The organism is Streptosporangium oxazolinicum (assembly GCF_039537505.1).
Lineage (GTDB): Bacteria > Actinomycetota > Actinomycetes > Streptosporangiales > Streptosporangiaceae > Streptosporangium > Streptosporangium oxazolinicum.
Genome location: NZ_BAABAQ010000003.1, coordinates 135,483 through 160,804, shown reverse-complemented (window position 1 = coordinate 160,804; position 25,322 = coordinate 135,483). Strand labels below are relative to the sequence as shown.

Here is a 25,322-nt window from a genome sequence, read left to right as displayed (position 1 = left end):
GTGAGGGCGCCCACGGTCACCGGGAAGGTCATGGCCATCCTCGGCGCGTTCCTGCCGGGTGACGTGCGGCTCACGCTCACCGAGATCTGCCGCCGCGCCGAGCTGCCCCCCGCCACCGGCCACCGGCTGGTCAGGGAGCTGGCGGAGGGCGGTTTCGTGGAGCGGCTCCCCGACGGCTCCTACCGGGTCGGGATGCTCCTGTGGCAGATCGGCGCCCAGGCCGCGGAGCCGAGGGAGCTGCGCGAGCTCGCCCTGCCGTACATGGAGGACCTCTACGCCGCCACCCGCGAGAACGTGCAGCTCGCGGTGCTCCGCGACGACCGGGCGCTGTACGTCGAGCGACTGCGCGGGCCCACCTCCGTGCCGGTCGTCTCGCGGGTGGCGGGGGAGCTGCCGCTGCACGCGACCGGGGTCGGCAAGGTCCTGCTGGCCTTCGCCGACCCGGAGACGGTGGAGCGGGTGCTCGCCGGGGAGCTCACCCCGCACGCGCCGAACACGGTGGTGGACCCGGCGCGGCTCCGTACCGAGCTGGCGGAGGTCCGCAGGACCGGGATCGCCTGCACGCAGGAGGAGATGTCGGTGGGCACCTGCTCGGTCGCGGTGCCGGTACGGGGGGCGGGCGGCCGGGTGGTGGCGGCGCTGTCACTGGTGGCCTGGCGGCACACCGCCGATCCGCGGCGGCTGGCACCGGCCGTGCTGACCGCGGCCGCCGCCCTCTCCCGCGACCTCGCCGCGGCTCTCCGCTGAGCGCGCACGGTCACCTCCGCTGTCGCCTCCGCCCTTCCCGCCTCCGCACTTCCCGCTTCCCGCTCCGGGGTGCGGACTTCCTCCCGGCTTTCGCCATGCGGGGTTTTCCGCTGAGCGGAAGGGCATCGTGTGTGCGGGTGGGCGGTGCGGAATGCTCGGGGCATGCGAACTCAGGTCGGGATCGTCGGCGCGGGACCCGCCGGGCTGCTCCTCTCCCATCTGCTGCACCTGCGGGGCATCGACTCGGTGGTCCTGGAGGCGCGCAGCAGGGAGTACGTCGAGCGGCGCGTGCGGGCGGGGGTGCTGGAACAGGGCACGGTGGACGTGCTCGACGCGGCGGGCGTCGGCGGCCGGATGCGCGCCGAGGGGCTGCCGCACCACGGCATCGAGCTGCGCTACGGCGGGGCCGGGCACCGTATCGCCTTCGAGAAGCTGGTCCCCGGCCGGGCCATCACCGTCTACGGCCAGCAGGAGATCGTCAAGGACCTCATCGCCCGGCGGCTCGCCGACGGGGGAGAGATCCTCTTCGACGTCCCCGACGTCGCCCTGCACTCACTGGAGAAGGACCCCTATCTCACCTTCCGCGGCGAGCGCCTCGACTGCGACGTCATCGCCGGGTGCGACGGCTTCCACGGCGTCTCGCGGCCGTCGATCCCCGAGGGGGTCCTGTCGGTCTTCCAGCGCGACTACCCGTTCGCCTGGCTCGGCATCCTCGCACGGGTCCCGCCGTCGTCCGAGGAGCTGATCTACTCCCGCACCGAACGGGGCTTCGCGCTGCACAGCATGCGCTCCCCGGAGATCAGCCGCTTCTATCTCCAGGTTCCCCCGGACGCCTCGCTCGACGACTGGCCGGACGAGCGGATCTGGGCCGAGTTGCGGGCACGCCTGGAGACGGTCCCGGGGTTCGCGCTAGCCGAGGGGCCGATCATCTCCAGGGACGTGTCGGCGATGCGCTCGTTCGTCGCTGAGCCCATGCGGTACGGCAACCTCTACCTCGCCGGGGACGCCGCCCACATCGTGCCGCCCACCGGCGCCAAGGGGCTCAACCTGGCGGTCGCGGACGTACGGCTGCTGACCGCGGCCCTGGCCGAGTTCTACGAGACGGGCTCCACCGGGCTGTTGGACACGTACTCCGCCAGCTGCCTGAAGCGGGTCTGGCGCGCCCAGCACTTCTCCTGGTGGATGACCACGCTGCTGCACACCTTCGACGCCGACGACCCCTACGGGCGGCGCCTGCAGACCTCCCACCTCGACTACGTGACCTCCTCCGAGGCCGCCGCGACCACGCTCGCGGAGAACTACGTCGGGCTGCCCTTCGACGTCTGAGCCCGTCCGAGTCTGTCTGAGTCCGTCTGAGTCCGCCCGTGCCCCGCCGCCGTCCGGGCCCCGGTGAGGGTGCCGGACGGCGGGCCGACCCTGAGGGGGAGTGCCCTACCATCGGTGGCTTTCGCGCAGCTCAGGGGCATGATGTGCCGGGGATCCCCCGGGGGTGGGCACCACCCCGCCGCGGAGGGCATCCGGGGCCGTTCAGGGGCGGCCGGGGGCTGTCTCCGATACTCCGGGATCTTGCTCGTCGCCATCGTTGAGGCATGGGAAGCCAGACGTTCACACGGCACGGGATGGTCCTCGGCGGCTACGCGGCGATCGGCGCGGGGGCCGTCGCGATGATCGGGCTGCACGTGGTCACCGGCCTCGACCCGGTGCACACCGTGATCAGTGAGTACGCGTTCGAGGCGGACGGCTGGCTGCTGCCCCTGTCGCTGACGCTCTTCGCCGTCGCGGCGACGATCATCGGGGCGATGCTGGCCCGGCGCGGGGAGGACCGCGCCGCGGCCCTGCTGGTCGGGACCTGGGGCCTGTGCATGCTGCTGATCGGAGCCTTCCCCACCGACGAGCCCGGCGTGCCGCTGTCGATGTCCGGCGGCATCCACAGGTACGCGGCGTTCGTGGCCTTCCTGACGATGCCGATCGCCGGGCTGCTCCTGGCCAAGCGGTACGCGACCAGCCCGTACGCCCGCTCCGTCCGGCTGCTCAGCCTGGCCGCCCTGGGGGTGCTGGTCCTGGTGGTCTTCCCGTACGTGGTGCGGATGTTCGGTGTGGACCTGACCAACGACGACATCCCCGCGGGGGTGACCCAGCGGCTGGTGGTGGGCTTCGAGGTGGCGGTGCTGGCCATGCTGGGGCTGGTGGCCGGGGCCCGGCGCGGCCGGGCCCGCCACCCGCTCCCGGTGGCCGCCCGCGCCTGATCGCCCGTGTCCGGCCGCCCGTGCCTGGCCGGTTGTGGAACCGTGTGGCGTGGCAGGTTGACGGTCCCGGTGCCCCGGCCTAACTTCGCGGGAAGCGATCGCTCGGTACGTGTCATCGCCGTCCGGTCGGACCGCCCCCGGAACCCCCGGCCCCCGGAAGGACGCGCATGCCGGTCGTGAACACCGTCCGAGGCCCCGTCGACGTCGCCGACCTGGGGCAGACCCTCATGCACGAGCACGTCTTCGTCCTCTCCCCCGAGCACGTCGGCAACTACGGCACGGGCGCGTGGTGGGACGAGGAGTACCGGGTGGCCGACGCCGTCGCCAAGCTCAAGGCCGTGGCGGCCAAGGGCGTGCGGACCGTCGTCGACCCGACCGTGTGGGGGCTGGGCCGCTACATCCCGCGCGTGCGGCGGGTGGCGGACCAGGTGCCGGAGCTGAACATCGTCGTCGCCTCGGGGATCTACACCTTCGACGAGGTCCCGCACCAGTACGAGTACCGGGGCCCCGGCCTGATGATGGACGTGCCCGAGCCGATGGTCGAGGACTTCTCCCGCGACATCGTCGAGGGCATCGCCGACACCGGCGTCAAGGCCGCGTTCCTCAAGTGCGCGATCGAGAGGAAGGGGCTCACCCCCGGCGTCGAGCGGATCTGCCGGGCGGTCGCCCGGACCCACCTGCGGACCGGCGTGCCGATCACGGTGCACACCAACCCGTCCACCGGGAGCGGGCTGCTCGTCCTGGACCTGTTCCTGAAGGAGGGGGTCGACCCGGCCAAGGTCGTGCTCGGGCACTCGGGCGACTCCAACGACCTCGACCACCTGATGCGGCTGGCCGACACCGGGGCGACGCTCGGCATGGACCGCTTCGGGCTGGACGCCTACAACACCACGGCGTCGCGGGTCGCCACCGTCGCCGCGCTCTGCGAGCGGGGCTACGCCGACCGGATGGTGCTCAGCCACGACAGCGCGTGCTTCATGGACTACTTCGGCGACGCCTGGGACGAGGGCATCCCGCTGGTCGCGCCGAACTGGCGTTTCGACCACATCCACGACGACGTGCTCCCCGCCCTGCGTGAGGCCGGGGTGAGCGACGCGCAGGTGGACCAGATGCTGATCGACAACCCCCGCCGCTACTTTTCCTGACTTTTCACTATTTGTCGTACGGCTGCCATACGCTCCCGGAAAGTCGATCGACCGAGAAGGTGGAGCATGGCCGCGCGGAGCACTTACCTGGAACTGTCCGAGGACGGCGGGAGCTCGCACAAGTTCTACGAGGTCGTGGTCGACGGGACCGAGGTGACGATCAGGTACGGCCGCATCGGCGAGTCCGGGCAGTCCAAGGCGTCGGCGTTCGCCAGCGCGGCGAAGGCCGAGGCGGCCGCCGCGAAGAAGATCAACGAGAAGGTCCGCAAGGGCTACGCCCCCGCCGTCCAGGGGGTGCGCCAGCGCCGCGCGGTCACCCGGCGCAGCGTGGAGAGCGTCCGCTCCACCGCCACCCAGGCGCCGGTGCTGTGGCGCTTCGCCAGCGGCGCGGCGGCGTTCGGCATCTTCGTCGACTCCGAGCGCTGCTGGGTCGGCAACCAGCGCGGCGACGTCTACACCGTCACCCACGGCGGCACCGTCACCGGCCGCTTCAAGCTGCCCGACGGGGTCAAGTGCATCGTCGGCGACGACTTCTGGATCTACGCGGGCGCCGACGACGGCAAGGTCTACGACCTCGGCGGCAAGGTGCCGAGGGTCGCGTACGAGATCGCCGAGGATGTCGACATCTACTGGCTGGACATCCACGAGGGCGTGCTGGGCGTCTCCGACCGAGCCGGGCGGATCACTACGATCGACCACGAGGACGAGTTCCAGTGGGCGCGCAAGGGCAGGGGTGACTCGGCCTGGATGGTCCGCTGCGACGACGAGGCCGTCTACCACGGCCACTCCACCGGGGTGGCCCGCTACGACGCCGCCGACGGCGCGCCGGTCTGGGAGACGCCCGTCAACGGCGCGGTGCTGTTCGGCTGGCAGGAGGCCGGGTCGGTCTACGCGGGCACCGCGCGCGGCGCCGTGCACCGGCTGCGTAAGAGTGACGGCGCGATGCTGGCGAGCTACCGCTGCGACGCCACCGTCTTCTCCTGCGCCACCGCCCCCGACGGCCGGTACGTCTTCGCCGGGGACAACCACTCCTCGATCTACTGCTTCGACGAGCACGGCGCCCGCCTGTGGAAGCTGGCCACCGGCTGCGGTTCCGCCTTCTCCATGCAGTATCTCGACGACCGCCTCTACATCGTGACCACCGACGGCACCCTGGCCTGCATCGACGCCACCGAGGAGGCGATCAGGGCTGCCCAGGACGGCGTCCTCCCCGAGGCGGTCGACGTCAAGGCGTCCGCCGCGCTGACGGTGGTGGAGCCCACCGCCGTGCTGGAGACCGTGGTGTTCGACACCGTCCCGGACACCGGCGACGGCGTGGTGCTGGAGTGTTTCCGCGAGGGCGATCGGCTCCGGGTGCGGGTCCTCAGCGAGGGCTACGACGCGCGGCGGAACGTGCAGTTCCCCAAGGACGTCCGCGAGGCCGGGGCCCGCTATCTCGTCGAGGGCGTCCGCTTCTCCGAGCGGGGAGGTTTCTACCGCGCGTACGGGGACATCAGGCGCCTGCTCTGATCCCCTCCGGCGAGCACGTCTTCCCGAGGCGTCCCACGGCGATGACCGGAAGGCCCGGTCCCAAGCGGATCGGACGACGACCGGAAAAAGCCCGTCGCGGGCCGGAACCGAGGGGGAGGTTCCGGCCCGCGACGGGCCGCGACGGAGCGCGACGGGCTGGGTCAGGCCGGGGCGTTCCACTTCTGGTTGGCGGTCCCGGTGCAGGTCCAGATCTGCAGGCGGGTGCCGTTGGCGCTGGACTGGCCGGTGGCGTCCAGGCACTTGTTGGCCGCCGGGTTCACGAGATCACGGGTCGAGGCGTTGTAGGTCCACCGCTGGGCCCCGCTGCCGTTGCAGTCGTACAGCTGGATCTGCGCTCCGTTGGCGGTGGAGGCGGCGGTGACGTCCAGGCACTTGCCCAGGGCGCGCACGGTGCCGTCGGTGCCCAGGGTCCACCGCTGGGCGGCGCTGCCGTTGCAGTCGTACAGCTGGATGGGGGTGCCGTTGGCGCTGTTGGCCGCGGCGACGTCGACGCACTTGCCGCCGATGCCGGTGATCTGCCCGGTACGGCCACCGCCACCGCCGGTGGGCGGGGCGTAGACGCGGACGTAGTCGACGGTGAGCTGCTGGGGGAAGGTGGTCGAGCCGTCGGGCGAGCCGGGCCAGTTCCCGCCGACGGCCAGGTTGAGGATCATGAAGAACGGGTGGTCGTAGACCCAGGGGTTGCCCCGCGTGTCGGCGGGGGTCTTCCTGGAGTACTGGATGCCGTCGACGTACCAGGTCACCGCGCCGGGCTCCCAGTCGACGGCGAAGGTGTGGAAGGCGTCGGCGAAGGCCTGGCCCGCGGGCAGGTTGTAGCTGCCGCTCAGCGGGCTGCCCCCCGAGTAGCCGGGGCCGTGGAGGCTGCCGAGCACCTGTCCGGGGACGCTGCCGATGTTCTCCATGATGTCGATCTCACCGTTCGCGGGCCAGCCGGCCCCTCCGGTGCCCAGCATCCAGAACGCGGGCCAGATGCCCTTGCCCCGGGGGAGCTTCATCCGCGCCTCGAAGCGGCCGTAGGTGCGGGTGAAGGTCGCGGCGGTGGTCAGCTTGCCCGAGGTGTACTCGCACGAGCCGTACCAGCAGCCGAGCCCCGCGGGGTTGCCCCTGCGCGCGGTGATGACCAGGTTGCCGGCGCCGTCGTGGACGATGTTCTCGTTGCCGGCCGTGTAGTACTGCCGCTCGTTGTTCCCCCAGCCGCCGCCGCCGACGTCCCGGCGCCACTTGCTGGTGTCGGGGCCGGCGCCGGAGGCGGCGTTGAACTCGTCCGACCACACGAGGGGGCCGGGCGCGGGGGCCGCCAGGGCGGCGGGTTTTTGCACGGCGGTGGCCTGGGCGCCCGCCTGGGAGGGGACGAGCGTGGCGGAGCCGAGGGCGAGGATCGTCGCGGCGAGGAGGCCGCCGATCCGGGCGAGCCGCGTCCGTGAGGGACGGGGGCCGGCGGGGGGTGCCGGGCTGGTGGAGATCATCGGCCGTTCCTTTCGAGCCGGTGTCCGATGGAGGGGGATCACGGCCTAGAAGCCGGCCGTGATGCGGGTGAACTCCCAGTTGGGCTGGGAGATGCCACTGCACTCGGAGGACGCGTTGCCGCCGGGGCAGGGACGGTCGCGGTTGACCGCCCAGTAGGCGAGCCGGGTCAGGCCCCTGGCCTTGGCCCAGTCACGGATCTGGGTCCAGGCCTGGGTGGTGGTCAGCTCGCCCTGGTCGGACAGGCCGTTCATACCGGAGATGCCCATCCGGGCGTACGCCTGCGCGTCGGTCCAGCCGTTCGCGGCCTTGAGCGCGTTCTTCAGGCCCTCGGAGGAGCTGACGGTGGCGTTGTAGATGTTCGAGGCGCCGAAGTTGAACGGCATGATCGTGTAGTTGTCGATCGGCACGCTGAGTTCCCTGGCCCGGTTGATCAGGCGGATGCCGGTCGAGCTCGGGCCGTTGATCCCGGTGCCGAAGGTGACGGCGATCTTGACGTTCGGGTTGTTCTGCTTGACGATCTTCAGGCCGTTGAGGATGCGGTCCTGGACGGTGAAGTTCTCGAACTCGTCGGTGTTCTCGATGTCGAAGTCGACGACCGCGGGGCCGACGGCGTTGATGACCTGCTGCACCGCGCCGGCGTAGGCGGCCGGGGTGGAGCAGTTCGGGCCGAGCTTGTTACCGGACCAGCCGCCGAAGGAGACCTGGACGCTGCCGCCCGCCGCCTTGATCTGGTTGATCGCGGCCTGGTCGGTGCCGCCGGTCAGCGGCCTGGAGCCGTCCCAGCGCGGGGTGCAGCCGCCGCCGGACAGGATGAACGCCATGGTGAAGGACTTCACACCGGTGGTGCTCATGATCGTCGCCGGGCTCGGCGGGTTGCCCCAGCCCATGTAGAGGTACGGGGCTCCGGCCATCTTGCCGGCCGGGGGGTTCGTGGGCGGGTTGCCGCCGTCGCTCGGGGCGTTCCACTTCTGGTTGGCGGTCCCGGTGCAGGTCCAGATCTGCAGGCGGGTGCCGTTCGCGCTGGACTGGCCGGTGGCGTCCAGGCACTTGTTGGCCGCCGGGTTCACGAGGTCGCGGGCCGCGCTGTAGGTCCACTGCTGCGCCGCGCTGCCGTTGCAGTCGTACAGCTGGATCTGTGCTCCGTTGGCGGTGGAGGCGGCGGTGACGTCCAGGCACTTGCCCAGGGCGCGTACGGTGCCGTCACCGTTGCGGGTCCACTGCTGGGCACCGCTGCCGTTGCAGTCGTACAGCTGGATGGGGGTGCCGTTGGCGCTGCTGGCCGCGGCGACGTCGACGCACTTGCCACCGATGCCGGTGATCTGCCCGGTGGCGGCGGCGGCCGGAGACGCGGTCGTCACGCCGGCGAGGGCGAGGACGACGACGGTGAACATGCCGCCGAGCGTGGTCGGGAGCGACATGCGACGGCGCCGGTGAGACGGCTGTCCGGTGTCCATGCGCGGATTTTCCTTCCGTCTTGGGAGTGACGCACGGGTGCTGTCGCGTCCCGGTTGGGGACGCGACGCGCGCGCGTGGGTCACGACCCGTATCAGGGGGTGACATGCGGGCGGTGCCGGACGCGGCGAGCGTGCCTCCCGCGGGCGGCCGTACGGTGGCCCGGGTTGGGCCCGCCATCCGGCGGCACGCGCTGCTCGGCGCGTCCTGGGCCCTGCCGCGACGGATACGGCAGGGAGAACGGGAACCTTCGCGGGCGGGAGGCGGCCAGTGCGCCTCACACCCGTGACGGGGTGTGGTCAGGGCGATGGGGCGGGCGCGGTCATCGCGTCCGCCGCCACGCGACGTCGGGGGAAGCGAGTCATGGAGATCCCTTCACGGCGAGGGCTCGCTTGCCCGGGACACTAAGGCAGGCTTCGTTCTCGAGTCAATGTAAGGAGTAAAAAAAGTATCACGACCCCGGTTTTCGGGTTGTGCGAAACGCTGTGAGCTGGCGGTAAAAAGTAAGGTTTGTTTACGAAATAGCCCCTGGAGGGAACGTTCCAAGAGGTGTCGCTGTCAGGATCTCCTGTCAAGGGATTCCGGTTCGGTGGCGGGAGGGACGCGTGGGGCACGGCGCGGCGGGGTGCGGCGGGGTGCCGGTCGCGGTGCCGCGTGTGTGGCTCCGCACCCCGTGGCGGGACGTTTATCCATTGTCCCTTCCGCCTTTTCGTATGGTGTGATGTCCGTTGGGTGGCGAGTCCTCGCGCGCCGCCCGGCGATCGAGAGTGGGGTTCCGTTCATGCTTCGTGGAGACAGGGTCCTGCTCAGGGCCGTCACCAAGGAGGACCTGGTCGCGCTCCACCGGTTGAACGACGACGTGGAGACGGCGGCCGGAGCCGTCACGACACCCTGGGTTCCCGAGACGATCGACCAGGTGATCGCCCACTACGAGCAGCGGAAGCCCGATCCGGCCAACGTCCACTTCGCCGTCCAGTCCCTCTCCGGGGACCTGCTCGGGTCCTGCAACGTCTGGGGGATCGACACCCTCAACCGCAACGGGCACCTGGGCATCTCGCTGCTCCCCGAGGCGCGCGGCCACGGCTACGCCCCCGACGCGCTGAGGCTGCTGTGCGACTACGCCTTCCGCATCCGCGGCCTGAACCGGCTGGGCCTGGAGACGCTCGCCACCAACAGCGCGATGATCGCCGCCGCGGAGAAGACCGGCTTCCGGCGCGAGGGCACGCTCCGCGCGCACGCCTGGGTGGCCGGGTCCTTCGTCGACGAGGCGCTGTTCGGCCTCCTCGCCTCCGAGTTCCACGACCCGCACACCACGAAGGATCTGTGAACCGATGAAGACCTGGCTTCCGATCGTCCTCGGCGTCCTGCTCGTCCTGGCGGGCGGCCTCTGGGCGCTCCAGGGCCTCGGCTACGTGGGCGGCAGCTCCATGAGCGGCGCGCGGGAGTGGTTCTGGATCGGCCTGGCCACCCTCGTCGTCGGCCTCGTCCTCGCCGTCTCCGCCCTCCGCCGGGGCCGCCGCCCCCGGTGAGCGGGGCCGCCGCCCCGCGTCACAGGGGCGTGACGGGGGGCCGCCCTCAGGGACCCTCGGGGAACGGTGTGACCACCGCCGCGTGAAGGCGGTGGCCGCACCGGTCCCGAAGTCACCCGGCTTTCGCCCGCGTACGGGGACGGCGGTGTGTCCCGTATGGGCGCCTAGCGTTTGCCGCCGGAGCCGTCGAGTCCGGCGCGGCGCAGGGCGTCGGCCATCGCGCCGCTCGGCGCGTTGCGCTGCCGGTCCCCGCGGTCCTGGCGCTGCCGGTCGCCGCGCCCCTGCCCGCCGCCGCGCCTGCCGCCCTGCCCGCCGCCGTCACCCTGCTGGTCGCGCGGGGTCCGGGGGCCGGGGGGCTTGACGTCGTCCTCCAGCCGGAGGGTGAGCGAGATGCGCTTGCGCGGGATGTCGACGTCGAGCACCTTCACCCGGACGATGTCGCCGGGCTTGACGACCTCGCGCGGGTCCTTGACGAAGGTGTGCGACAGCGCCGACACGTGGACGAGGCCGTCCTGGTGCACGCCGACGTCGACGAACGCGCCGAAGGCGGCGACGTTGGTGACCACGCCCTCCAGCAGCATGCCGGGCTTGAGGTCGGAGAGCTTCTCCACGCCCTCCTTGAAGGTCGCGGTCTTGAAGGCGGGGCGCGGGTCGCGGCCCGGCTTCTCCAGCTCGGAGAGGATGTCGGTGACGGTCGGCAGGCCGAAGGTGTCGTCCACGAACTCCTGCGGGCGCAGGGCCCGCAGCGCCGTGCCGTTGCCGATCAGGGACGCGAGGTCGCCGCCGGTGCTCTTCAGGATGCGCCGCACCACCGGGTACGACTCCGGGTGCACGCTGGAGGTGTCGAGCGGGTCGTCGCCGTCGCGGATGCGCAGGAAGCCCGCGCACTGCTCGAAGGCCTTCGGGCCGAGCCTGGGCACCTCCTTCAGCGCCTTGCGGGAGCGGAACGGGCCGTTGGCGTCGCGGTGCTGGACGATGTTCTCCGCGAGCCCGGCGCCGATGCCGGAGACCCGGGTGAGCAGCGGCGCGGAAGCGGTGTTGACGTCGACGCCGACCGCGTTCACGCAGTCCTCCACCACGGCGTCGAGCGAGCGGGAGAGCTTGGTCTCGGCGAGGTCGTGCTGGTACTGGCCGACGCCGATCGACTTGGGATCGATCTTGACCAGCTCGGCCAGCGGGTCCTGCAGCCGCCTGGCGATCGACACGGCGCCGCGCAGCGACACGTCCATGCCGGGCAACTCCTGGGAGGCGAACGCGGAGGCGGAGTAGACCGAGGCCCCGGCCTCCGACACCACGACCTTGGTCAGGCCGGGAACCAGCTTGACCAGCTCGCCCGCCAGCTTGTCGGTCTCGCGCGAGGCGGTGCCGTTGCCGATCGAGACGAGCTCCACCCCGTGCCGCTTGGCGAGCGTGGCGAGGGTGGCGAGCGACTGGTCCCACTGGCGGCGCGGCTCGTGGGGGTAGATCGTGTCGGTGGCCAGCACCTTGCCGGTCGCGTCGACCACCGCGACCTTCACACCGGTGCGCAGCCCGGGGTCCAGCCCCATGGTCGCGCGGCTCCCGGCGGGCGCGGCGAGCAGCAGGTCGCGCAGGTTCGCGGCGAACACGCGCACCGCCTCCTCCTCGGCGGCCTGCCACATGCGCATCCGCAGGTCGATGCCGAGATGGACGAGCACACGGGTGCGCCAGGCCCAGCGGACCGTGTCGGCCAGCCACGCGTCGGCGGGCCGCCCCTGGTCGGAGATGCCGAAGCGGTGCGCGATGCGGCCCTCGTAGGTGCCGGTGGGCTCCGGTTCCGGCTCCAGGGTGAGGGTGAGGATCTCCTCCTTCTCACCGCGGAACATCGCCAGGATCCGGTGCGAGGGCAGCTTGGTGAACGGCTCGGCGAAGTCGAAGTAGTCGGAGAACTTGGCGCCCTCCTCCTCCCTGCCCTCGCGGACCCCCGCGACCAGGCGGCCCTTCGTCCACATCCGCTCGCGCAGCTCGCCGACCAGGTCGGCGTCCTCGCCGAACCGCTCGACCAGGATCGCGCGGGCGCCGTCCAGCGCGGCGGCCGCGTCGGCCACTCCCTCGCCGACGAACGCCTCCGCCGCGGCCCGCGGATCGACCGACGGATCCGCCAGCAGGCCGTCGGCGAGCGGTTCGAGCCCCGCCTCCCTGGCGATCTGCGCCTTGGTCCGCCGCTTGGGCTTGTACGGAAGGTAGATGTCCTCCAGGCGGGCCTTGGAGTCGGCCGCCAGGATCTGCGCCCGCAGGGCGTCGTCGAGCTTGCCCTGGCCCTGGATCGACTCCAGGATCGCGGCGCGTCGCTCCTCCAGCTCCCGCAGGTAACGCAGCCGCTCCTCCAGCGTGCGCAGCTGCGTGTCGTCGAGCATCTCGGTGGCTTCCTTGCGGTAGCGGGCGATGAACGGCACGGTGGCCCCGCCGTCGAGCAGGTCCACCGCCGCACTCACCTGTCGCTCGCGCACACCCAGCTCTTCGGCGATCCGCTGATGAATAGACGTGGTCACGATCTCTCTTCCTGTGTGATGGCAGTCCCAAGCTACCGTCTCACCTCCCCGGCGGGCCGGGGAGCCGGAGGGACGAATCGCACGAGAGCCGGAAAGGAGGCGCGTGGCCGTATCGGGAACGGGGCGTCAGGGCAGGATCTCGAAGGTGGGGGTGAGCCGGGTCCACTCGACGGTGGCCCCGGCCGCGTTGCCGCCGGGGGTGCCGGTCACCCAGTGCGTGAGCTGGGGGTTCTCCCTGCTGTCCTGGATCACCCAGGTCGCCCCGGTGTCGGCGCCGTCCCTGAACAGGCGGGCCGTCCCGGCGCTGTCCACCCGCACTCTCCAGGTCGCCGTCCGCCCGGCGGTGTCCAGCGAGTAGACCTTCTCCCAGACGGCGGACCCCTTGCGCATCGTCCAGACCCCGCTCCGCTGCACGGTCAGCATGAGCCGCCTGGCGCCGTTGGCCACCTTCGCGCCGAGGCAGACACCGTTGCCGGTACGCGGGTCGAGCGCGCTGTCGTCGTCCACCCTGCCGCGGAACTCCAGGGTGAAGTCACACCCCTTGGAAGCGTCGAGGGGGAAGGACGCCCGGCACGCCGAGGTACCGGTGCTCGCGAGCCGGAGCCCGCCCCCGGCGACCCGCGCGCCGCCGCTCAGCGTCCAGCCCCTCGCGCCGCCCGCGGTCCAGTCGCCCGTGGCGAGGGGCGCGTCGGAGGCGGGACGGGAGATGTCGAGCCTGGCCACCTTGATGTTGGTCTGGTTGTGCTCCCAGACGACGAAGAACCGGCCGGGTTCGTACTCGTCGGCGCTGGGGTAGACGTCCCATCCCCGGGCCGCGCCCTTCGTCAGCCGGGGGCCGTCGGCGAAGAGCCGGGCCGGCTCCCAGGGCTCGCCGGGCCGCCTGACCTTGTAGTAGAGCACCTCGCGATACTGGTCGGGCTTGCTCGTGGAGGAGCCGGTGAACGGCCCGGCCAGCGTGTTGAAGATGGCCAGGTGGCGTCCCGCGGAGTCGCGCGTGAAGAACGTCTTGACGTAGTAGTTGGGCAGGTTCGCGTCCAGCCTGAGCGGCGACCACGTCAGGCCGCCGTCGGTGCTGGTCGCCGTGGCGCTGTGGGCCGCGCCCGAGCGGTAGCGGGCGTCGCGCGCCGCCGCCGAGGTGCCGCTCCTCAGGTCCAGGGCGCGGGTCACCATCACGAGCGTCCCGGGGGCGTCCTGGTTGTCCTGCTCGTCTTGCTCGTTCCGCTCGTTCCGCTCGTTCTGCGAGAGCGCGATCTGCGGCTCCTCGATCGCGATCCCCGGTGGGTTCTCCGCGATCCCGCCGGAGGTCCAGGTCCTCAGGTCGGCCGAGCGCAGCACGCCCGCCTTGTTCGTACCGCCCGAGTGTCGCCAGTACGGAACCAGCCACACGCCGCCGTGTCGCAGCGGCTTGCCCGCGACGACCACGCCCCTGCCGTTGTCCGGCACGTCGACGGTGACGGGGAAGGGGGTCCACGTACGGCCGCCGTCGGTGCTCCTCTTGACGACCAGCGAGGTGGGGAAGCCGTCGACGTCGCCCTCCCGGTCGCGGTCGCCCTCGACGGAGATCAGGCCGAGCAGCGCGTACAGCGTGCCCGCGTCGTTGAGGAAGATCACGTAGTGGTAGCGGGTCGTGGCGGTGGCGGCGGCGAGCGTTCCCGCCGTCCACGTCAGGCCGCCGTCCTCCGAGCGGGCGTACATGATGGAGCCCTGGTCGGTCGGCGACGGATCCCGCGCGTCGCGGACCCCGGCCCGCCAGGCGACCACCAGCCGACGTCGGTCCAGGGCGACGATGTCGGGAACCCTGTTGCCCTCGTGGGCGAGCTCCCCGTCGGGACTCCTGTCGACCTTGCCGTACACGGTGACGGGAGGGCTGACGTCCGATCCGACGATCTCGGTTTCCGGCCAGGGCATGGATCACAGCGAACAGGGGGCGGGTGGACGGGAGGTTACCGGGGGGTGACGTCCACACGGCCGTCGTCCCGCTGCCATGGGCGCCGGGGCTGGAAGCGTGGAAGGACGAGACGGATCGAGGGGTGGGGGGAATGCGGGGAATGCGGAGTGAATGAAAACCGTTATCATCGGCATCGTGCGATCCACCACCCCGAGAGGAGCCGACCGTGGCCAGGAACGAGGCGCGCTCAGTGATCAAGCTGAGGTCCACGGCGGGCACCGGTTACACCTACGTGACCCGCAAGAACCGGCGTAACGACCCCGACCGGCTCACCCTCGTCAAGTACGACCCGATCATCCGCCGGCACGTGCCGTTCCGAGAGGACAGATAGTTATGAAGAAGGACATCCACCCCGACTACCACCCGGTCGTCTTCCGCGACCCGAGTGCCGGTTTCGCCTTCCTGACCCGTTCGACCGTGACCAGCCGTAAGACCATCGAGTGGGAGGACGGCAACGTCTACCCGCTGGTCGACGTCGACGTCTCCTCGGCGAGCCACCCCTTCTACACCGGGCGCAGCCGGGTCGTCGACACGGCCGGGCGCGTCGAGCGCTTCAAGCAGCGCTACGGGAAGGGCTGACGCCGGACCGGCCCCGGACCGGCCGGGGCCGAGCCGGTCTTCGGCGACCGCGTCTCGCGCCCGCACCCCACGCGGCACACAGTGCCGCTGTGAGCACCGTGTACGGGGTCGCGGGGGCGGTCGCCCTCGTCAGCCGCAGGTGATCTCGGTGAAGGCCGGGGGAGTGGCGGCGGCTCCCACGAAACCGATGTCGGAGACGGTCGCCCCCGGCGGCAGCGACGACTTCCCGGGGGGAGCGTGGATCATCGCGACGGGACCGCTCTGCATGTGGGTGCCGTTCCACGACTGGGTGAAGGTCGCCTCGCGCGGCTGCATCCACTGGATGTACCAGCCGTGTATCGGCCGGTCGGTGTTGTTGCTGATCGTCGCGGCCCCCCGGTAGCCGCCCGGCCACGACTCCACCAGGGTGACCGTCGCCCGGCACCTCGGGGTGGTCGCGGCCGGGGTTTCCCGGCGGGCGGTTCCGTGGACGGGTGAGGGAGGCGAGGACGCCGGGGTGTTCCCGTGGACGGACGGGGACGCCGGGGCGGCCTGCGGAGAGGGCTGTGAGGGCGGGGGCGCCACGGCGTGCCCGCCCTCCGGCGTTCCGCCGGAGCAGGCCGCCACGACCAGGGCCGTCGCCACTCCGAGAGAGACGAGACCCAGCAGTGGTGCGATCTTCGTAGTGGGCGGCACGGGGCTCCCTTCCGCCCTTTCGCGAGGGCGCGGCGGCCGTGGGGAGGCGGTGATCCGGCGCGGATGCGACGGCCGGGTGGCCTGCCGGTTCGCTCGTCTGTCTGTGTGTCTGTCTGTGTGTCGGAACGGAACGGAACGGGATGGGCGGGGACGGGCGCGGGCCGGTCCCCGCCGGTGTGGCACCGGCGGGGACCGCGTCCCGCTAGGGGCTGGAGCAGGTGACGGAGGGGGAGCCACTGGCGCCCGTGCCGGTGAATCCGAAGGTGGTCGAGCCGCCGCCGGGTATCGTCCGGTTCCAGTCGATGTTCTTGGCCGTGACGGTGGACCCCGACGTGGTGTGCGTGGCGTTCCACAGACTGTTCACGGTGCTACCGCTGCCGAGTGTCCACCTCGCCGTCCAGCCGTTGAGGGCGGCCGAGCCCGGGTTTCTCACGGTCACCTCGGCCTGGAAGCCGCCCGACCAGGAGCTGACGGTCCGGTAGGAGGCGGTGCACGCCCCGCCGGGTCCCGGCGTCGGCGTCACGGTCGGGGTGGGGGTCGGGTTCGGGGTCGGCGTCACGGTCGGGTTGGGCGTGGGACCCGCCCGGCCGACGCCGGTCACCTGACCGTTGCCGCCGTCGAAGACGACATCGGAGCAGTTGTAGAAGGTCTCCGCGCTGTCGGAGCGCTTCCACACCGAGTAGATGATGTGGCGGCCCGACTTGCCCGACGGGAGCGTGGCGTTCCAGTAGTAGTGGGCGTCGTTGGTGCCCGGCGAGCCGACGCTCTGCGGGTGGTCGGCCGTGTGGAAGGGTTCGGCCTCCAGATCACCCCAGGTCAGAGCCCGGTTGGGATTCCAGCCGTCCCTGGTGATGTAGAGGTAGAACCAGCCGGGGTGTGCGGCCCACTTGTTGTACTTGAACTGGATGGACGCGCCCGAGGTCAGGTGCGTCACCGGCCAGTCGGCACTCGGGAGGTCGAACCCGCTGTAGCCGGGGTTGCCGCCGCTGCACACCTGGCCGTCGGGGATGAACCCGCGCGTTCGCCCGGCCCCGTCGGACCTCAGCAGGCTGAACCAGTTGTACAGCGAGTTGGCCCCGCTCTGGGCCACCGCCGCCGAGCACGCCGGGTTGATGGGCACGATGTTCCCCTGCGGGGTGAGACCGTCCTGCCAGCAGAAAAAGGTCCGGCTGCCGGGGGTCATCATGGCGCCGTGCGCCGAGGCGGGTTGGGGAACGAGAACGACGGCGAGCAGCGCGGTCATGAACGTGACCACACCGGCGACAGCCATACTTCGCCATTTACGCACAGAATTACCCTCCCTTTCGAGGGGTGACGAACCGCTGATCAATGGCGGTGAGGCGCTCACGCGAGACGGACTCTAGGCGGCCGGTCTTGGGGTGTAAACGGAGCGCTTTTCCCTCGGTGTGGTAACGGCTCGTCGTACCAGCTCAGGGAGGGGGTGAGGTGGTTTCGCCGGATGAAAGGTTCACGGTCGGAGCACGTCGCGGCGAGCTTTCGCGCGAGGATCTCCACGGCGTGGGAGAACGTCGTACGGGAAAACGGAAGACCGGCGGGAAGGGGTTTCCTGCCGGTCGTCACCGCAGGGGTGGGGCAGGGACGAAATCCCTTTCCCGGTGGGGTCGCCGTGCTTTTCCGGTCCGCGGCTTTCTCCTGCTCGGTGGGTTTAGTGTGCTCTTCCCGCCGCGGCCTTCTCCAGTGCGGGTCCCGAGAGCCGGTACCTGTCCCATCCGCCGATCGGTTCCGCACCGATCGCCCGGTAGAAGTCGATGGCCGGGGTGTTCCAGTCGAGCACCGACCACTCGAAGCGGCCGTAGCCGCGCTCCACGCAGATGCCCGCCAGTTCGGCGAGCAGCTTCCTGCCGTACCCGCCGCCCCGGTGGTCCGGATGGACGAAGAGGTCTTCGAGATAGATCCCGTGGGTGCCGAGCCAGGTCGAGTAGGAGACGAACCAGAGCGCGAACCCCGCGATCCTCTCCCCGTCGGCGGCGATGTGACAGAACACGCTGGGGGAGGGGCCGAAGAGCGTCTCGTGGAGCAGTTCGGGGGTGTTCTCGACCTTGTCCAGCGCTTTCTCGTACTCCGCGAGTCCACGGATCATGTCGATGATCGCCGGGACGTCGTCCGGCGTTGCGGGGCGAATCATGCCCGAAGTCTAGGTGTGGGCCATGGCTGGACCGGGCCAGCCATCCCAATAAACAGGATTTTTGATGATAAAACGGGCTATGTGGGGTCATGTGGTCGTACGGGGGACTCCTCCCGTAAGTTGTCTGCTGATCGAAGTGCGGGTCGTTGAGAGAGGCGGGTCACCATGTCGACAGAGCCCAACGGGGAGCGGCTGGCGGAGCTCAGGAAGGCGTTCGCGGCCATCGACACCGATGGCGACGGGTTCATCACGGAGCGGGAGTTCGGTGAGCACTTTCCCGCCATGCCCGCCGAAGCCATCGGGTCGCTGAACCAGAGCGGTGACTCCGACGGCGACGGCCGTTTCTCGTTCGAGGAGTTCGTCCGCCTGGTCTCCCGCGACTGATCCGCCCCCGCTCGGGGTCCACCTCGGTTCCGGCCGCGGCCATCGGCGGCCGGAACCGGCCAGGATCGGCCGGAACCGGTGGGGATCGGCGGAGATCAGCAGATCGGCAAGGATCAGCGCGGGACGGGGATGTGCCCCTCGGAGACCGCGCGCATCGACTCCTCGACGGTGGAGTCGATGGGGAACGCCTCTCGCAGCCTGGTCAGATCGAGCAGGCGGCCGAGGAATCCGTGCACGCCGACGAGGCGCAGCCAGCCCTTCCGCTCGTAGGCGCGCCGCAGGCTCGTCAGCAGCACCCAGATGCCCGTGGAGTCACAGAATCCCAGCCCCGTCGTGTCGATGACCAGGCAGATGTGACCGCGCCTCATGAAATCCGCGAGTCTCTCCTCCAGCAGAGGTGCCGAGGACTTGTCCAGATCGCCGATCAGGGTCACCACGGAGAAGTGCGGGTGTGCGTCCACAGTTACGGAAAGTCGAGTCATATCGCCCCGCTGTCTACGGCAGTTGGAGACAGCGCCCTGTTGGGAGCCGTACGAAGGACGGGTGCCATTAGCCCCACCGTACGCCCGTCGCTCATGACAGTTCAACAAGTGATTGCGAACCGTCAGCGGTCAGGAGGGCCGACGGCCGGTCGCCGCGCCCCGTTCCGGGCCCGTTCCGGGACATCACCGCCCCAGGTCGTCACGGTGAGAAGGGCCTCGGTGCCCTCACCTCGGGCACTCACGCGGAGTGACGGACGAGGGGCCCACCAGGGGTGCCGTTTGCCCTATCCACCCCCGGGCACGCCAGGAGGATGGGAACCACTGATCCGGCGGTGCTCACCGTCAACGCGGGATCGTCGAGCCTCCAACTCCACCTCGTCCGGGACGGTCAGGTCCTGCGCACCGAGCACAGCGAGCGGAGCCTCGACCCCGGGGCGGCCGAGCGGGCGATCGCGGACTTCCTCGACGCCGCCCCCGACACCGGCCTCGCCGCGGTCGGCCACCGCCTCGTCCACGGAGGAGAGGCCGTACGGAGGCCGACGGTCGTCGACGACGGCGTGCTGGAGGCGGTGGAGGAGTACGCCGACCTCGCCCCGCTGCACGTGCCGCCCGCGCTCGCGCTCGTCAAGGCCGCCCGGCGCAGATTGCCCGGCGTTCCGCACGTGCTCTGCCCCGACACCGCCTTCCACGCCGGACTTCCCGACGGCGCCGCCACCTACGCGCTGCCCGCGGAGTGGAGGAGCCGCTACGGCCTGCGCCGCTACGGCTTCCACGGCCTGTCGTACGCCTGGGCGCTGGAGCGGGCCGCGGAGATGCTCGACCGGCCCGCGCGCACGCTCCAGGTCGTTCTGACCCACCTCGGCGGGGGCTCCTCGGTGTGCGCCGTCCGCGAGGGCCGCAGCGTGGACACCTCGATGGGATTCACCCCGCTGGAAGGGGTCCCGATGAGCAAGCGGTCGGGGAGCGTCGATCCCGGCATGCTCCTGTGGCTGCTGTCCGATTCCCGGCTCACGCTCGACGAGCTGCGCGACGGCCTGGAACGCCGGTCGGGGCTGCTCGGCCTCTCGGACGGGAAGTCGGGCGACACCCGGGAACTCGTCGCCTCCGGGGATCCCGCCGCCGCGCTGGCCCTGGAGGTGTTCGAGCACCGGGTGAGCCGGGAGATCGCCGCCGCGGCGACGAGCCTGGACCGACTCGACGCGCTCGTGTTCACCGGGGAGATCGGCTGGGACCAGCCGGAGGTCCGCGAGGCCGTCTGCCGCAGGCTCTCGCTGCTCGGTGTCGGGCCACCCGCCCGTACCGACCTCGACGCCGACGGGACGGTGAGCGCGCCCGGCGCCGCCGTGCCCGTGCTGGTGGTCCGGCCCAGAGAGGAGCTGCAACTCGCCCGGGAGACCCTCGGCGCGCTCGACGGGCATCCGTGAGGATCCGGCGCGGGATCGGGGCGCCGTCCAACGGTCTCCGCCGCGGGTACGCACGCACGGCAGGTGGTGCGCAGGGCACCGGGGAACGGTCTTCGTCGCCCCGGGGTCCGGGGTCCGCCCCCGCTTCCTCGCGGGGCGGCCCGCGCCTTCCGGGTCTCTGCCGTGCTGGGCCGGGACGGGAAGGCGCGGGCCGCCACGATGATCGCGGAGACGGTGGAACGGTCTTCCCGCGAGGGGCATCCCGTCCTGCGAGCGGTCACCGAGGCGTCAGGAGACGGACACCGAGGCCGTGACCGGCTGCCCGGCCGAGAGCGTCTGCCGCATCGGCTTGCCGACGGTACGCGCCGCGCCGGGGCCTTCCGGCGCCTCCTGGACGTCCGCGGGATTGATCCGGCCGCCGTGCTCGTCGTGGTGGTCCGCGTCCGCGTCGTCGAACCACACGCCGCCGTTCGCGAGGTAGCGGAAGCGGATGGGCTGCCGTGCGGGAACCATCACGCTCACCTGGTAGGTGCCGTCGTCCCTGCGCTGCATGGGATGGGCGTAGGGGTCCCAGTCGTTGAAGTCGCCGACCAGCGAGATCCCTCCGGCGGTCGGGCTCTCCGTTATGGTGAAAGTCAGCTTGACCTGGCCGTTCTTGGTCGGCTTACCGCGCTTGATCACTGAAATCCTCCTGACATCGCTGTCTCCGTGCGTAACATGCCGTGATCTTGGTTGCGGAAAGACGTGAAGATCACGCCAACTACCGGATCGCGCCGACATGGACGTGACGCGACCGGGAGGCCGACGCCCGGTCACGGCCGAGCCGTCGATTCATATGGATCGTTACCGCCCGTAGCGGCGGGACAACCCGGACAGACCGATATTTGATCGGCATCACGTCCGACTTTGACCCGGTCGTGATGGTTGACCCGCCCCTGGCCGGAGGCGGGAGCGCGCCGGACAGGATGGTCCAGGATGGTGGGGTGGACATACGGCCTATCTCCCCGTCGTCGTTGGTCGAGGAACTCGCTGACCGGGTGGCCGCGGAGCCCCGCGACTCCTGGGTGCGCGTCGCGCTGGACGGGGCTCCGGCGGCACGGCCGGAGGAACTCGCCGACGCGCTGGCCGACCCGCTCCGGCTGCGCGGCAGGGAGGTGCTCCGCGTCTCCACCGCCGACTTCCTGCGCCCGGCCTCGCTCCGCTTCGAGTACGGCAGGACCGACCCGGACTCCTTCTACACCGACTGGTTCGACTACGGAGGGCTGGTCAGGGAGGTCCTGGGGCCGCTCGACCCCGGCCGGTCGGGGAAGGTGCTGCCCACGCTGTGGGACAGCGCCACCGACAGGGCCACCCGCGCGCCGTACGTCACCGTTCCCCCGGGGGGTGTGCTGCTGCTGGCCGGACCCCTGCTGCTGGGCCGGGGACTGCCGTTCGAGCTGACCGTGCACCTGAGGCTCTCGCCGGGCGCGCTCGCCCGGCGCACCCCGGACGAGCGGCACTGGACGCTGCCCGCCTACGCGCGCTACGAGGAGGAGGTCGCCCCGGCGCGGGTCGCCGACGTGGTCGTCCGCGTCGATGACCCGAGACATCCGGCCCTGGTCACACCGTCATGAGCCGTATCCCGGCGGACGGGAGGGACGGGAGGGACGCGAAAGCGGGCGGAGCCGGACGCGTAAGCCGGGACGAGCGGGGCCGAGGCCGAACCGGAAGCCGGGACGATTCCGGGACCGGGGCGAGCCTGGGGCGGAGGTGGAAGCCGGGACGCGTCCGGGCCGGGACCGGAAGCCGGGACGAGCCTAGGGCGGAGCCGAAGCCCGAAGCCGGGACGTGTCTGGGCCGGGACCGGAGCCGGGACGAGCTCGGAGCCGGAGCCAGGGCTGGGGCCAGGGGCGGAGCCAGGGCCGGAGCCGGGCGTGCCCCGTGGGGACACGCCCTGCCTTCGATCCTCCGGCGGAGGCGCTACACGCCCGCGCGCGAGGGCATCCTGCCCTCGGAGTACGAACCGCGGAGCGACTCCTGATCCGGGGAGGGCCGCATCTCCTCGCGGGTCTCCTCCATGCGCAGCGCGACCCCCATCGCGAAGAAGGTCGGCGCCCACTCGCCGATGAAGATCCCCCAACGGTCCGCCCGGTCGACCCCCGCGTGCTCCGCCGACTGCGATGTCAGCCACGCCGCGAACGACAGGCCGATCGAAGCGATCCCGGCGCCGTACATCATGCCGGAAGTCACGCCCATCTTGTGAAGCATGTTGATCATTTCATCCCCCTGATGACGGTTCGTTCTTATGGTTACCCCGGGGGACACTGGATAACCGAATGTGACAAACCGCAGGTGGAGGCTTTTCGGGGCATGTGGGTTCCGTCGCCCTAGGTCGTCTCGCGTGGCTCCGCGTGGTTCCGCTCGCCGCCCTCGCCCAGGCGTTTGAGAAGGTCCTGACGCCTGGCTTCGAGCTCGCCGACAAGGTTCTCCTGCTCGTCGGCCTGATTGATCAGCATCGCCCGCTCGATGGCGTCGGTGGGGCCGACCTCCCCCACCTGCACGCGCAACTCGGCGATCTCGGCACGCAGTCTCTCCAGATCCTCTTCGACCTGACGCAGTTCTTCCTGATGGCTCATCCGCTGTCCATACCCCTGCTCGCGGCCTCGACTCCACGGCCCCGGCCGTCGTGCCCCGGTGGCCGGGAAGCGCTCCGCGCGGTGACGGGAACCCGACAGGCCCGGCCGGTGTACCTCCCGCATGAGACGAATCCTTTTCCTCCTGGCGTTCATCGTCCCCCTGCTGGCCCTCGGCGCCCCGGCGCGGGCGGGAGGCTGGGCGCTCACCGTGATGGACCCGGTCCCGGCGACGAGCCCGGACACGACGTACACCCTCGGCTTCTGGCTGCTCCAGCACGGCACCCACCCGTACGTGGGTGACGACCTGGGGGAGGTCGCGCTGGAGTTCACCGACGGCGAGAGGAGGCTCCGGTTCCCCGGCGTGGAGCTGAAGGAGCCCGCCCACTACGCCGCCGCCGTCTCCCTGCCCAAGGGCACGTGGGAGGTGAAGGGAATCCAGGGCTGGTTCGAGCCTTACCAGATCGGGACCCTGACCGTGCCGGGACAGCTGAGGGTCGCCCCGGTGCCCCGGGAGTTCCGGCAGATGATCGCGAACCAGCCGAAGCAGAAGGATCACTGGGACGCCGTCCGTCCGCCGAGTGTCCCCGTCGGCGACGTCACTCCCGGCGTCCCTCCCTCCCGGGCCGCCACCCCCACGCCCGCCGCCACCCCGGCGGCGGCGCCCGCCGGAGGCTCACCCGGGGTGACGACCACCGTCGCGGTCGTGGAGCGACGGTCCTGGTGGCAGCCCTCGTACGTGGTGGCGGCGCTCCTGGGGGCCGCCGCGCTCGCCGCCGTCGCCTACCGGGTACGGCGACGCTGACCGCCCGCGCATGCCAGGAGCGGGTCACTGACACCCCGTGTCAGTGACCCGCTCCGTGTTATCCGGCCGGTATGGGCACGGAGCCCGTGACACGCGAGGCGTCACGGGCTCCCTCCCGTCAGTCGTCGTCCTGGTCGTCGTCGTCGGTGTCGTTGGCGTCATCGGCGGCGTCGGCCGCCCGTTCGGCGGCGGTCTCGGTCTCCTGGTCCTGCTCCAGGATCGCGCCGGTGGTGGCGTCGATCTCGAACTCGTGCTCGACGTCACCCTGAAGGAGCTCGACCTCCCAGCTGGTGGGAGTGTCGTCGCCGTCGAACTCGGCCTTGACGAGCTTGGCGCCGGGCACCTTGTCCTGAGCGATCTTGATGGCCGCGTCCCGCTTGACCTTGGCCTCGGCCTCTCCGGGCGCGGGGGTCGCGGGTGCGGTGCCGGTCCCGGGCGTCTCGTTGACCGGCGCGGGAGTCGTCGCCGTACCACTGGGGGCCGGGGTGGGCGTCGCGGTCCCGGCGAAGGCCACTGCGCCACCTCCGGAGACAACGGCGAGGAGTCCGGCGGCGGCGATGGTGAGTTTCGTCGTGTTTCGCATGTCCCAAAGCTTGCCGGGATCCCCGTTAGCGGCACGCTGCGGCAACCCTAAAGGCAGGTTAAGACCGTCGAGCGGGTCCGGAGTCCCGGTTCCGCCCCTCCGCGTCCCCGGGGGCGCGGCGGAGGAAAGGGCGGGTGACGTCGGCTGAACCCGGCGTGCCGGTCCTGCGTACCTGCCGGTGAAAGCGACCTCGTCATCGGCGGCGCGAGCCCGGACCGGAGCCGTGGTCCCGGCTCGTGGCCGGGCGCGAGCGGCCGTCGTGCCCGCGCGCCCTCGATGACGCGGACCTCCACACCGCAAGGCTGGAAGGATTGGGATGGACGACATCACGGCCTCCGTCGGGACTCCTCGCCCCCGCTCCGAGGACTCGTGCCCCTCGTGGTGCGAGCGCGAGCACTCCACCACGTACGTCACCCACGCGGCCGACATCGCCGAGCTGCGCAACCCCGACGGGTCCACGGTGACCGTCACGCTCTCCCAGCACGTCCAGCCGGGGTACGTGGGGGAGCGGGTGGTGCGCGTCTACACCTGCCTCGGTGAGGAAACCGGCATCGCCGACCTGTCGCCGGACTCCGCCGAGGCCGTCGGGCGCTCGATCGTCGCCTTCTCCCCCGACGGATCCATGCGCGCGTACGGGCTGGCCCTGCAGCGGGCCGCCGCGCACCTGCTGCTTCCCGGGCTGGAGATCTCCCGCGAGGGGGAGGACCCGGCGGTGCCGGTCAGGGCGTCCGGCCGGAGCTCCGCCGAGTCGCCCTCGCAGGAGAAGCTGTTCAGGATCGCGTTCCTGTCCGGCTACCTCAACGTGACGAGGGCGCCGGGGCCGCTGAGCGGGGGCGTGGTCGAGCGCCGTCTCAGCCAGGTGCTGTCGCCGAGGGAGACGAGCGAGCTGTGCGACATCGTGCGCGGCATGCTGTCGCGCCGTACCGCCGCGAGCCGGGGGATCTTCCGTGACGACGCGTACGAGGACTCGTACGACCTCGCGTCGGGACTGTAGCGCCGGGGGTTTCGGACACGGTCCGCCGGGCGGGAGGCTCGCGGTAAAGAGAGATTTGTTGCGATTCGCGGTTACGGGTGCAAGC

At 71.2% G+C, this 25,322-nt stretch carries 26 protein-coding genes; 14 read left to right on the top strand and 12 right to left on the bottom strand.

Annotated features, from left to right (window positions below; genetic code table 11):
• From ABD817_RS10410 to ABD817_RS10390, 5 genes are all read left to right on the top strand, one after another.
• Window positions 1-747: an IclR family transcriptional regulator gene (locus ABD817_RS10410; RefSeq protein ID WP_344917593.1), complete on the top strand. Its 747-nt coding sequence runs from the start codon at window positions 1-3 to the stop codon at window positions 745-747.
• 162 nt (window positions 748-909) lie between these two features.
• Window positions 910-2,073: a 4-hydroxybenzoate 3-monooxygenase gene (locus ABD817_RS10405; RefSeq protein WP_344917592.1), complete on the top strand. Its 1,164-nt coding sequence runs from the start codon at window positions 910-912 to the stop codon at window positions 2,071-2,073.
• 263 nt (window positions 2,074-2,336) lie between these two features.
• The gene (locus ABD817_RS10400; RefSeq protein ID WP_344917590.1) at window positions 2,337-2,993 is read left to right on the top strand and encodes a DUF998 domain-containing protein; all 657 of its coding nucleotides are present in this window, start codon (window positions 2,337-2,339) and stop codon (window positions 2,991-2,993) included.
• A gap of 167 nt (window positions 2,994-3,160) precedes the next feature.
• On the top strand, window positions 3,161-4,138 hold the full coding sequence (locus ABD817_RS10395) for a phosphotriesterase family protein (RefSeq protein WP_344917589.1): 978 nt from the start codon (window positions 3,161-3,163) through the stop codon (window positions 4,136-4,138).
• Window positions 4,139-4,204: 66 nt separating this feature from the next.
• A complete protein-coding gene (locus ABD817_RS10390) occupies window positions 4,205-5,647 on the top strand; it encodes a WGR domain-containing protein (RefSeq protein ID WP_344917588.1) in 1,443 nt (480 codons plus the stop codon).
• 161 nt (window positions 5,648-5,808) lie between these two features.
• Here the strand turns inward: ABD817_RS10390 and ABD817_RS10385 are convergent, their stop codons facing one another.
• Both ABD817_RS10385 and ABD817_RS10380 read right to left on the bottom strand, forming a co-directional pair.
• A complete protein-coding gene (locus ABD817_RS10385; protein ID WP_344917587.1) occupies window positions 5,809-7,134 on the bottom strand; it encodes a ricin-type beta-trefoil lectin domain protein in 1,326 nt (441 codons plus the stop codon).
• Between the two features lie 45 nt (window positions 7,135-7,179).
• Window positions 7,180-8,589, bottom strand: coding sequence for a ricin-type beta-trefoil lectin domain protein (locus ABD817_RS10380; protein WP_344917586.1), 1,410 nt, complete (start codon window positions 8,587-8,589; stop codon window positions 7,180-7,182).
• Window positions 8,590-9,368: 779 nt separating this feature from the next.
• Between ABD817_RS10380 and ABD817_RS10375 the strand changes: the two genes are divergently transcribed.
• Both ABD817_RS10375 and ABD817_RS10370 read left to right on the top strand, forming a co-directional pair.
• Window positions 9,369-9,914 (top strand): GNAT family N-acetyltransferase, encoded by a 546-nt coding sequence (locus ABD817_RS10375; protein WP_344917585.1) that lies wholly within the window; start codon window positions 9,369-9,371, stop codon window positions 9,912-9,914.
• 4 nt (window positions 9,915-9,918) lie between these two features.
• On the top strand, window positions 9,919-10,116 hold the full coding sequence (locus tag ABD817_RS10370) for a hypothetical protein (RefSeq protein ID WP_344917584.1): 198 nt from the start codon (window positions 9,919-9,921) through the stop codon (window positions 10,114-10,116).
• Window positions 10,117-10,280: 164 nt separating this feature from the next.
• Here the strand turns inward: ABD817_RS10370 and ABD817_RS10365 are convergent, their stop codons facing one another.
• Together ABD817_RS10365 and ABD817_RS10360 are read right to left on the bottom strand one after the other, a co-directional pair.
• Entirely contained in the window at window positions 10,281-12,626 is a 2,346-nt protein-coding gene (locus ABD817_RS10365) for a Tex family protein (protein WP_344917583.1), read from the bottom strand.
• 126 nt (window positions 12,627-12,752) lie between these two features.
• Window positions 12,753-14,534 carry a sialidase family protein gene (locus tag ABD817_RS10360; RefSeq protein ID WP_344917582.1) on the bottom strand — a complete coding sequence of 594 codons (1,782 nt, stop codon included), beginning with the start codon at window positions 14,532-14,534 and terminating at the stop codon, window positions 12,753-12,755.
• 206 nt (window positions 14,535-14,740) lie between these two features.
• Here ABD817_RS10360 and rpmG point away from each other — a divergent pair, with 206 nt between their 5' ends.
• Both rpmG and ABD817_RS10350 read left to right on the top strand, forming a co-directional pair.
• The gene (gene rpmG, locus ABD817_RS10355; RefSeq protein WP_344917581.1) at window positions 14,741-14,905 is read left to right on the top strand and encodes a 50S ribosomal protein L33; all 165 of its coding nucleotides are present in this window, start codon (window positions 14,741-14,743) and stop codon (window positions 14,903-14,905) included.
• Between the two features lie 2 nt (window positions 14,906-14,907).
• Window positions 14,908-15,153: a type B 50S ribosomal protein L31 gene (locus ABD817_RS10350; protein ID WP_344917580.1), complete on the top strand. Its 246-nt coding sequence runs from the start codon at window positions 14,908-14,910 to the stop codon at window positions 15,151-15,153.
• A 129-nt stretch (window positions 15,154-15,282) separates the two neighbouring features.
• Here the strand turns inward: ABD817_RS10350 and ABD817_RS10345 are convergent, their stop codons facing one another.
• The 3 genes from ABD817_RS10345 to ABD817_RS10335 all read right to left on the bottom strand — a co-directional run bounded on the left by ABD817_RS10345 (window position 15,283) and on the right by ABD817_RS10335 (window position 17,974).
• The gene (locus tag ABD817_RS10345) at window positions 15,283-15,828 is read right to left on the bottom strand and encodes a cellulose binding domain-containing protein (protein ID WP_344917579.1); all 546 of its coding nucleotides are present in this window, start codon (window positions 15,826-15,828) and stop codon (window positions 15,283-15,285) included.
• Between the two features lie 202 nt (window positions 15,829-16,030).
• Window positions 16,031-17,098 (bottom strand): lytic polysaccharide monooxygenase auxiliary activity family 9 protein, encoded by a 1,068-nt coding sequence (locus ABD817_RS10340; RefSeq protein WP_344917578.1) that lies wholly within the window; start codon window positions 17,096-17,098, stop codon window positions 16,031-16,033.
• Between the two features lie 396 nt (window positions 17,099-17,494).
• Window positions 17,495-17,974: a GNAT family N-acetyltransferase gene (locus tag ABD817_RS10335; protein WP_344917577.1), complete on the bottom strand. Its 480-nt coding sequence runs from the start codon at window positions 17,972-17,974 to the stop codon at window positions 17,495-17,497.
• 165 nt (window positions 17,975-18,139) lie between these two features.
• On the opposite strand from ABD817_RS10335, the gene ABD817_RS10330 reads away from it, so the two are divergent.
• Window positions 18,140-18,358, top strand: coding sequence for an EF-hand domain-containing protein (locus ABD817_RS10330; RefSeq protein ID WP_344917576.1), 219 nt, complete (start codon window positions 18,140-18,142; stop codon window positions 18,356-18,358).
• A gap of 113 nt (window positions 18,359-18,471) precedes the next feature.
• Here the strand turns inward: ABD817_RS10330 and ABD817_RS10325 are convergent, their stop codons facing one another.
• Window positions 18,472-18,819, bottom strand: coding sequence for an STAS domain-containing protein (locus tag ABD817_RS10325; protein WP_344917575.1), 348 nt, complete (start codon window positions 18,817-18,819; stop codon window positions 18,472-18,474).
• A 332-nt stretch (window positions 18,820-19,151) separates the two neighbouring features.
• On the opposite strand from ABD817_RS10325, the gene ABD817_RS10320 reads away from it, so the two are divergent.
• On the top strand, window positions 19,152-20,264 hold the full coding sequence (locus ABD817_RS10320; RefSeq protein WP_344917574.1) for an acetate/propionate family kinase: 1,113 nt from the start codon (window positions 19,152-19,154) through the stop codon (window positions 20,262-20,264).
• 267 nt (window positions 20,265-20,531) lie between these two features.
• On the opposite strand, the gene ABD817_RS10315 is transcribed toward ABD817_RS10320, so the two are convergent.
• A complete protein-coding gene (locus ABD817_RS10315; RefSeq protein WP_344917573.1) occupies window positions 20,532-20,924 on the bottom strand; it encodes an isoamylase early set domain-containing protein in 393 nt (130 codons plus the stop codon).
• A 302-nt stretch (window positions 20,925-21,226) separates the two neighbouring features.
• On the opposite strand from ABD817_RS10315, the gene ABD817_RS10310 reads away from it, so the two are divergent.
• On the top strand, window positions 21,227-21,856 hold the full coding sequence (locus tag ABD817_RS10310; RefSeq protein ID WP_344917572.1) for a nucleoside/nucleotide kinase family protein: 630 nt from the start codon (window positions 21,227-21,229) through the stop codon (window positions 21,854-21,856).
• Window positions 21,857-22,202: 346 nt separating this feature from the next.
• On the opposite strand, the gene ABD817_RS10305 is transcribed toward ABD817_RS10310, so the two are convergent.
• Window positions 22,203-22,499, bottom strand: a complete 297-nt coding sequence (locus ABD817_RS10305) for a hypothetical protein (RefSeq protein WP_344917571.1) — start codon at window positions 22,497-22,499, stop codon at window positions 22,203-22,205.
• A 110-nt stretch (window positions 22,500-22,609) separates the two neighbouring features.
• Window positions 22,610-22,858, bottom strand: coding sequence for a hypothetical protein (locus tag ABD817_RS10300; RefSeq protein ID WP_344917569.1), 249 nt, complete (start codon window positions 22,856-22,858; stop codon window positions 22,610-22,612).
• Between the two features lie 121 nt (window positions 22,859-22,979).
• On the opposite strand from ABD817_RS10300, the gene ABD817_RS10295 reads away from it, so the two are divergent.
• Complete coding sequence (locus tag ABD817_RS10295) at window positions 22,980-23,660, top strand: hypothetical protein (protein ID WP_344917567.1); 681 nt, start codon at window positions 22,980-22,982, stop codon at window positions 23,658-23,660.
• 118 nt (window positions 23,661-23,778) lie between these two features.
• Here the strand turns inward: ABD817_RS10295 and ABD817_RS10290 are convergent, their stop codons facing one another.
• Entirely contained in the window at window positions 23,779-24,243 is a 465-nt protein-coding gene (locus tag ABD817_RS10290; protein ID WP_344917565.1) for a PepSY domain-containing protein, read from the bottom strand.
• Window positions 24,244-24,559: 316 nt separating this feature from the next.
• On the opposite strand from ABD817_RS10290, the gene ABD817_RS10285 reads away from it, so the two are divergent.
• Window positions 24,560-25,237, top strand: coding sequence for a hypothetical protein (locus ABD817_RS10285; protein ID WP_344917563.1), 678 nt, complete (start codon window positions 24,560-24,562; stop codon window positions 25,235-25,237).
• Window positions 25,238-25,322 lie beyond the last annotated feature (85 nt).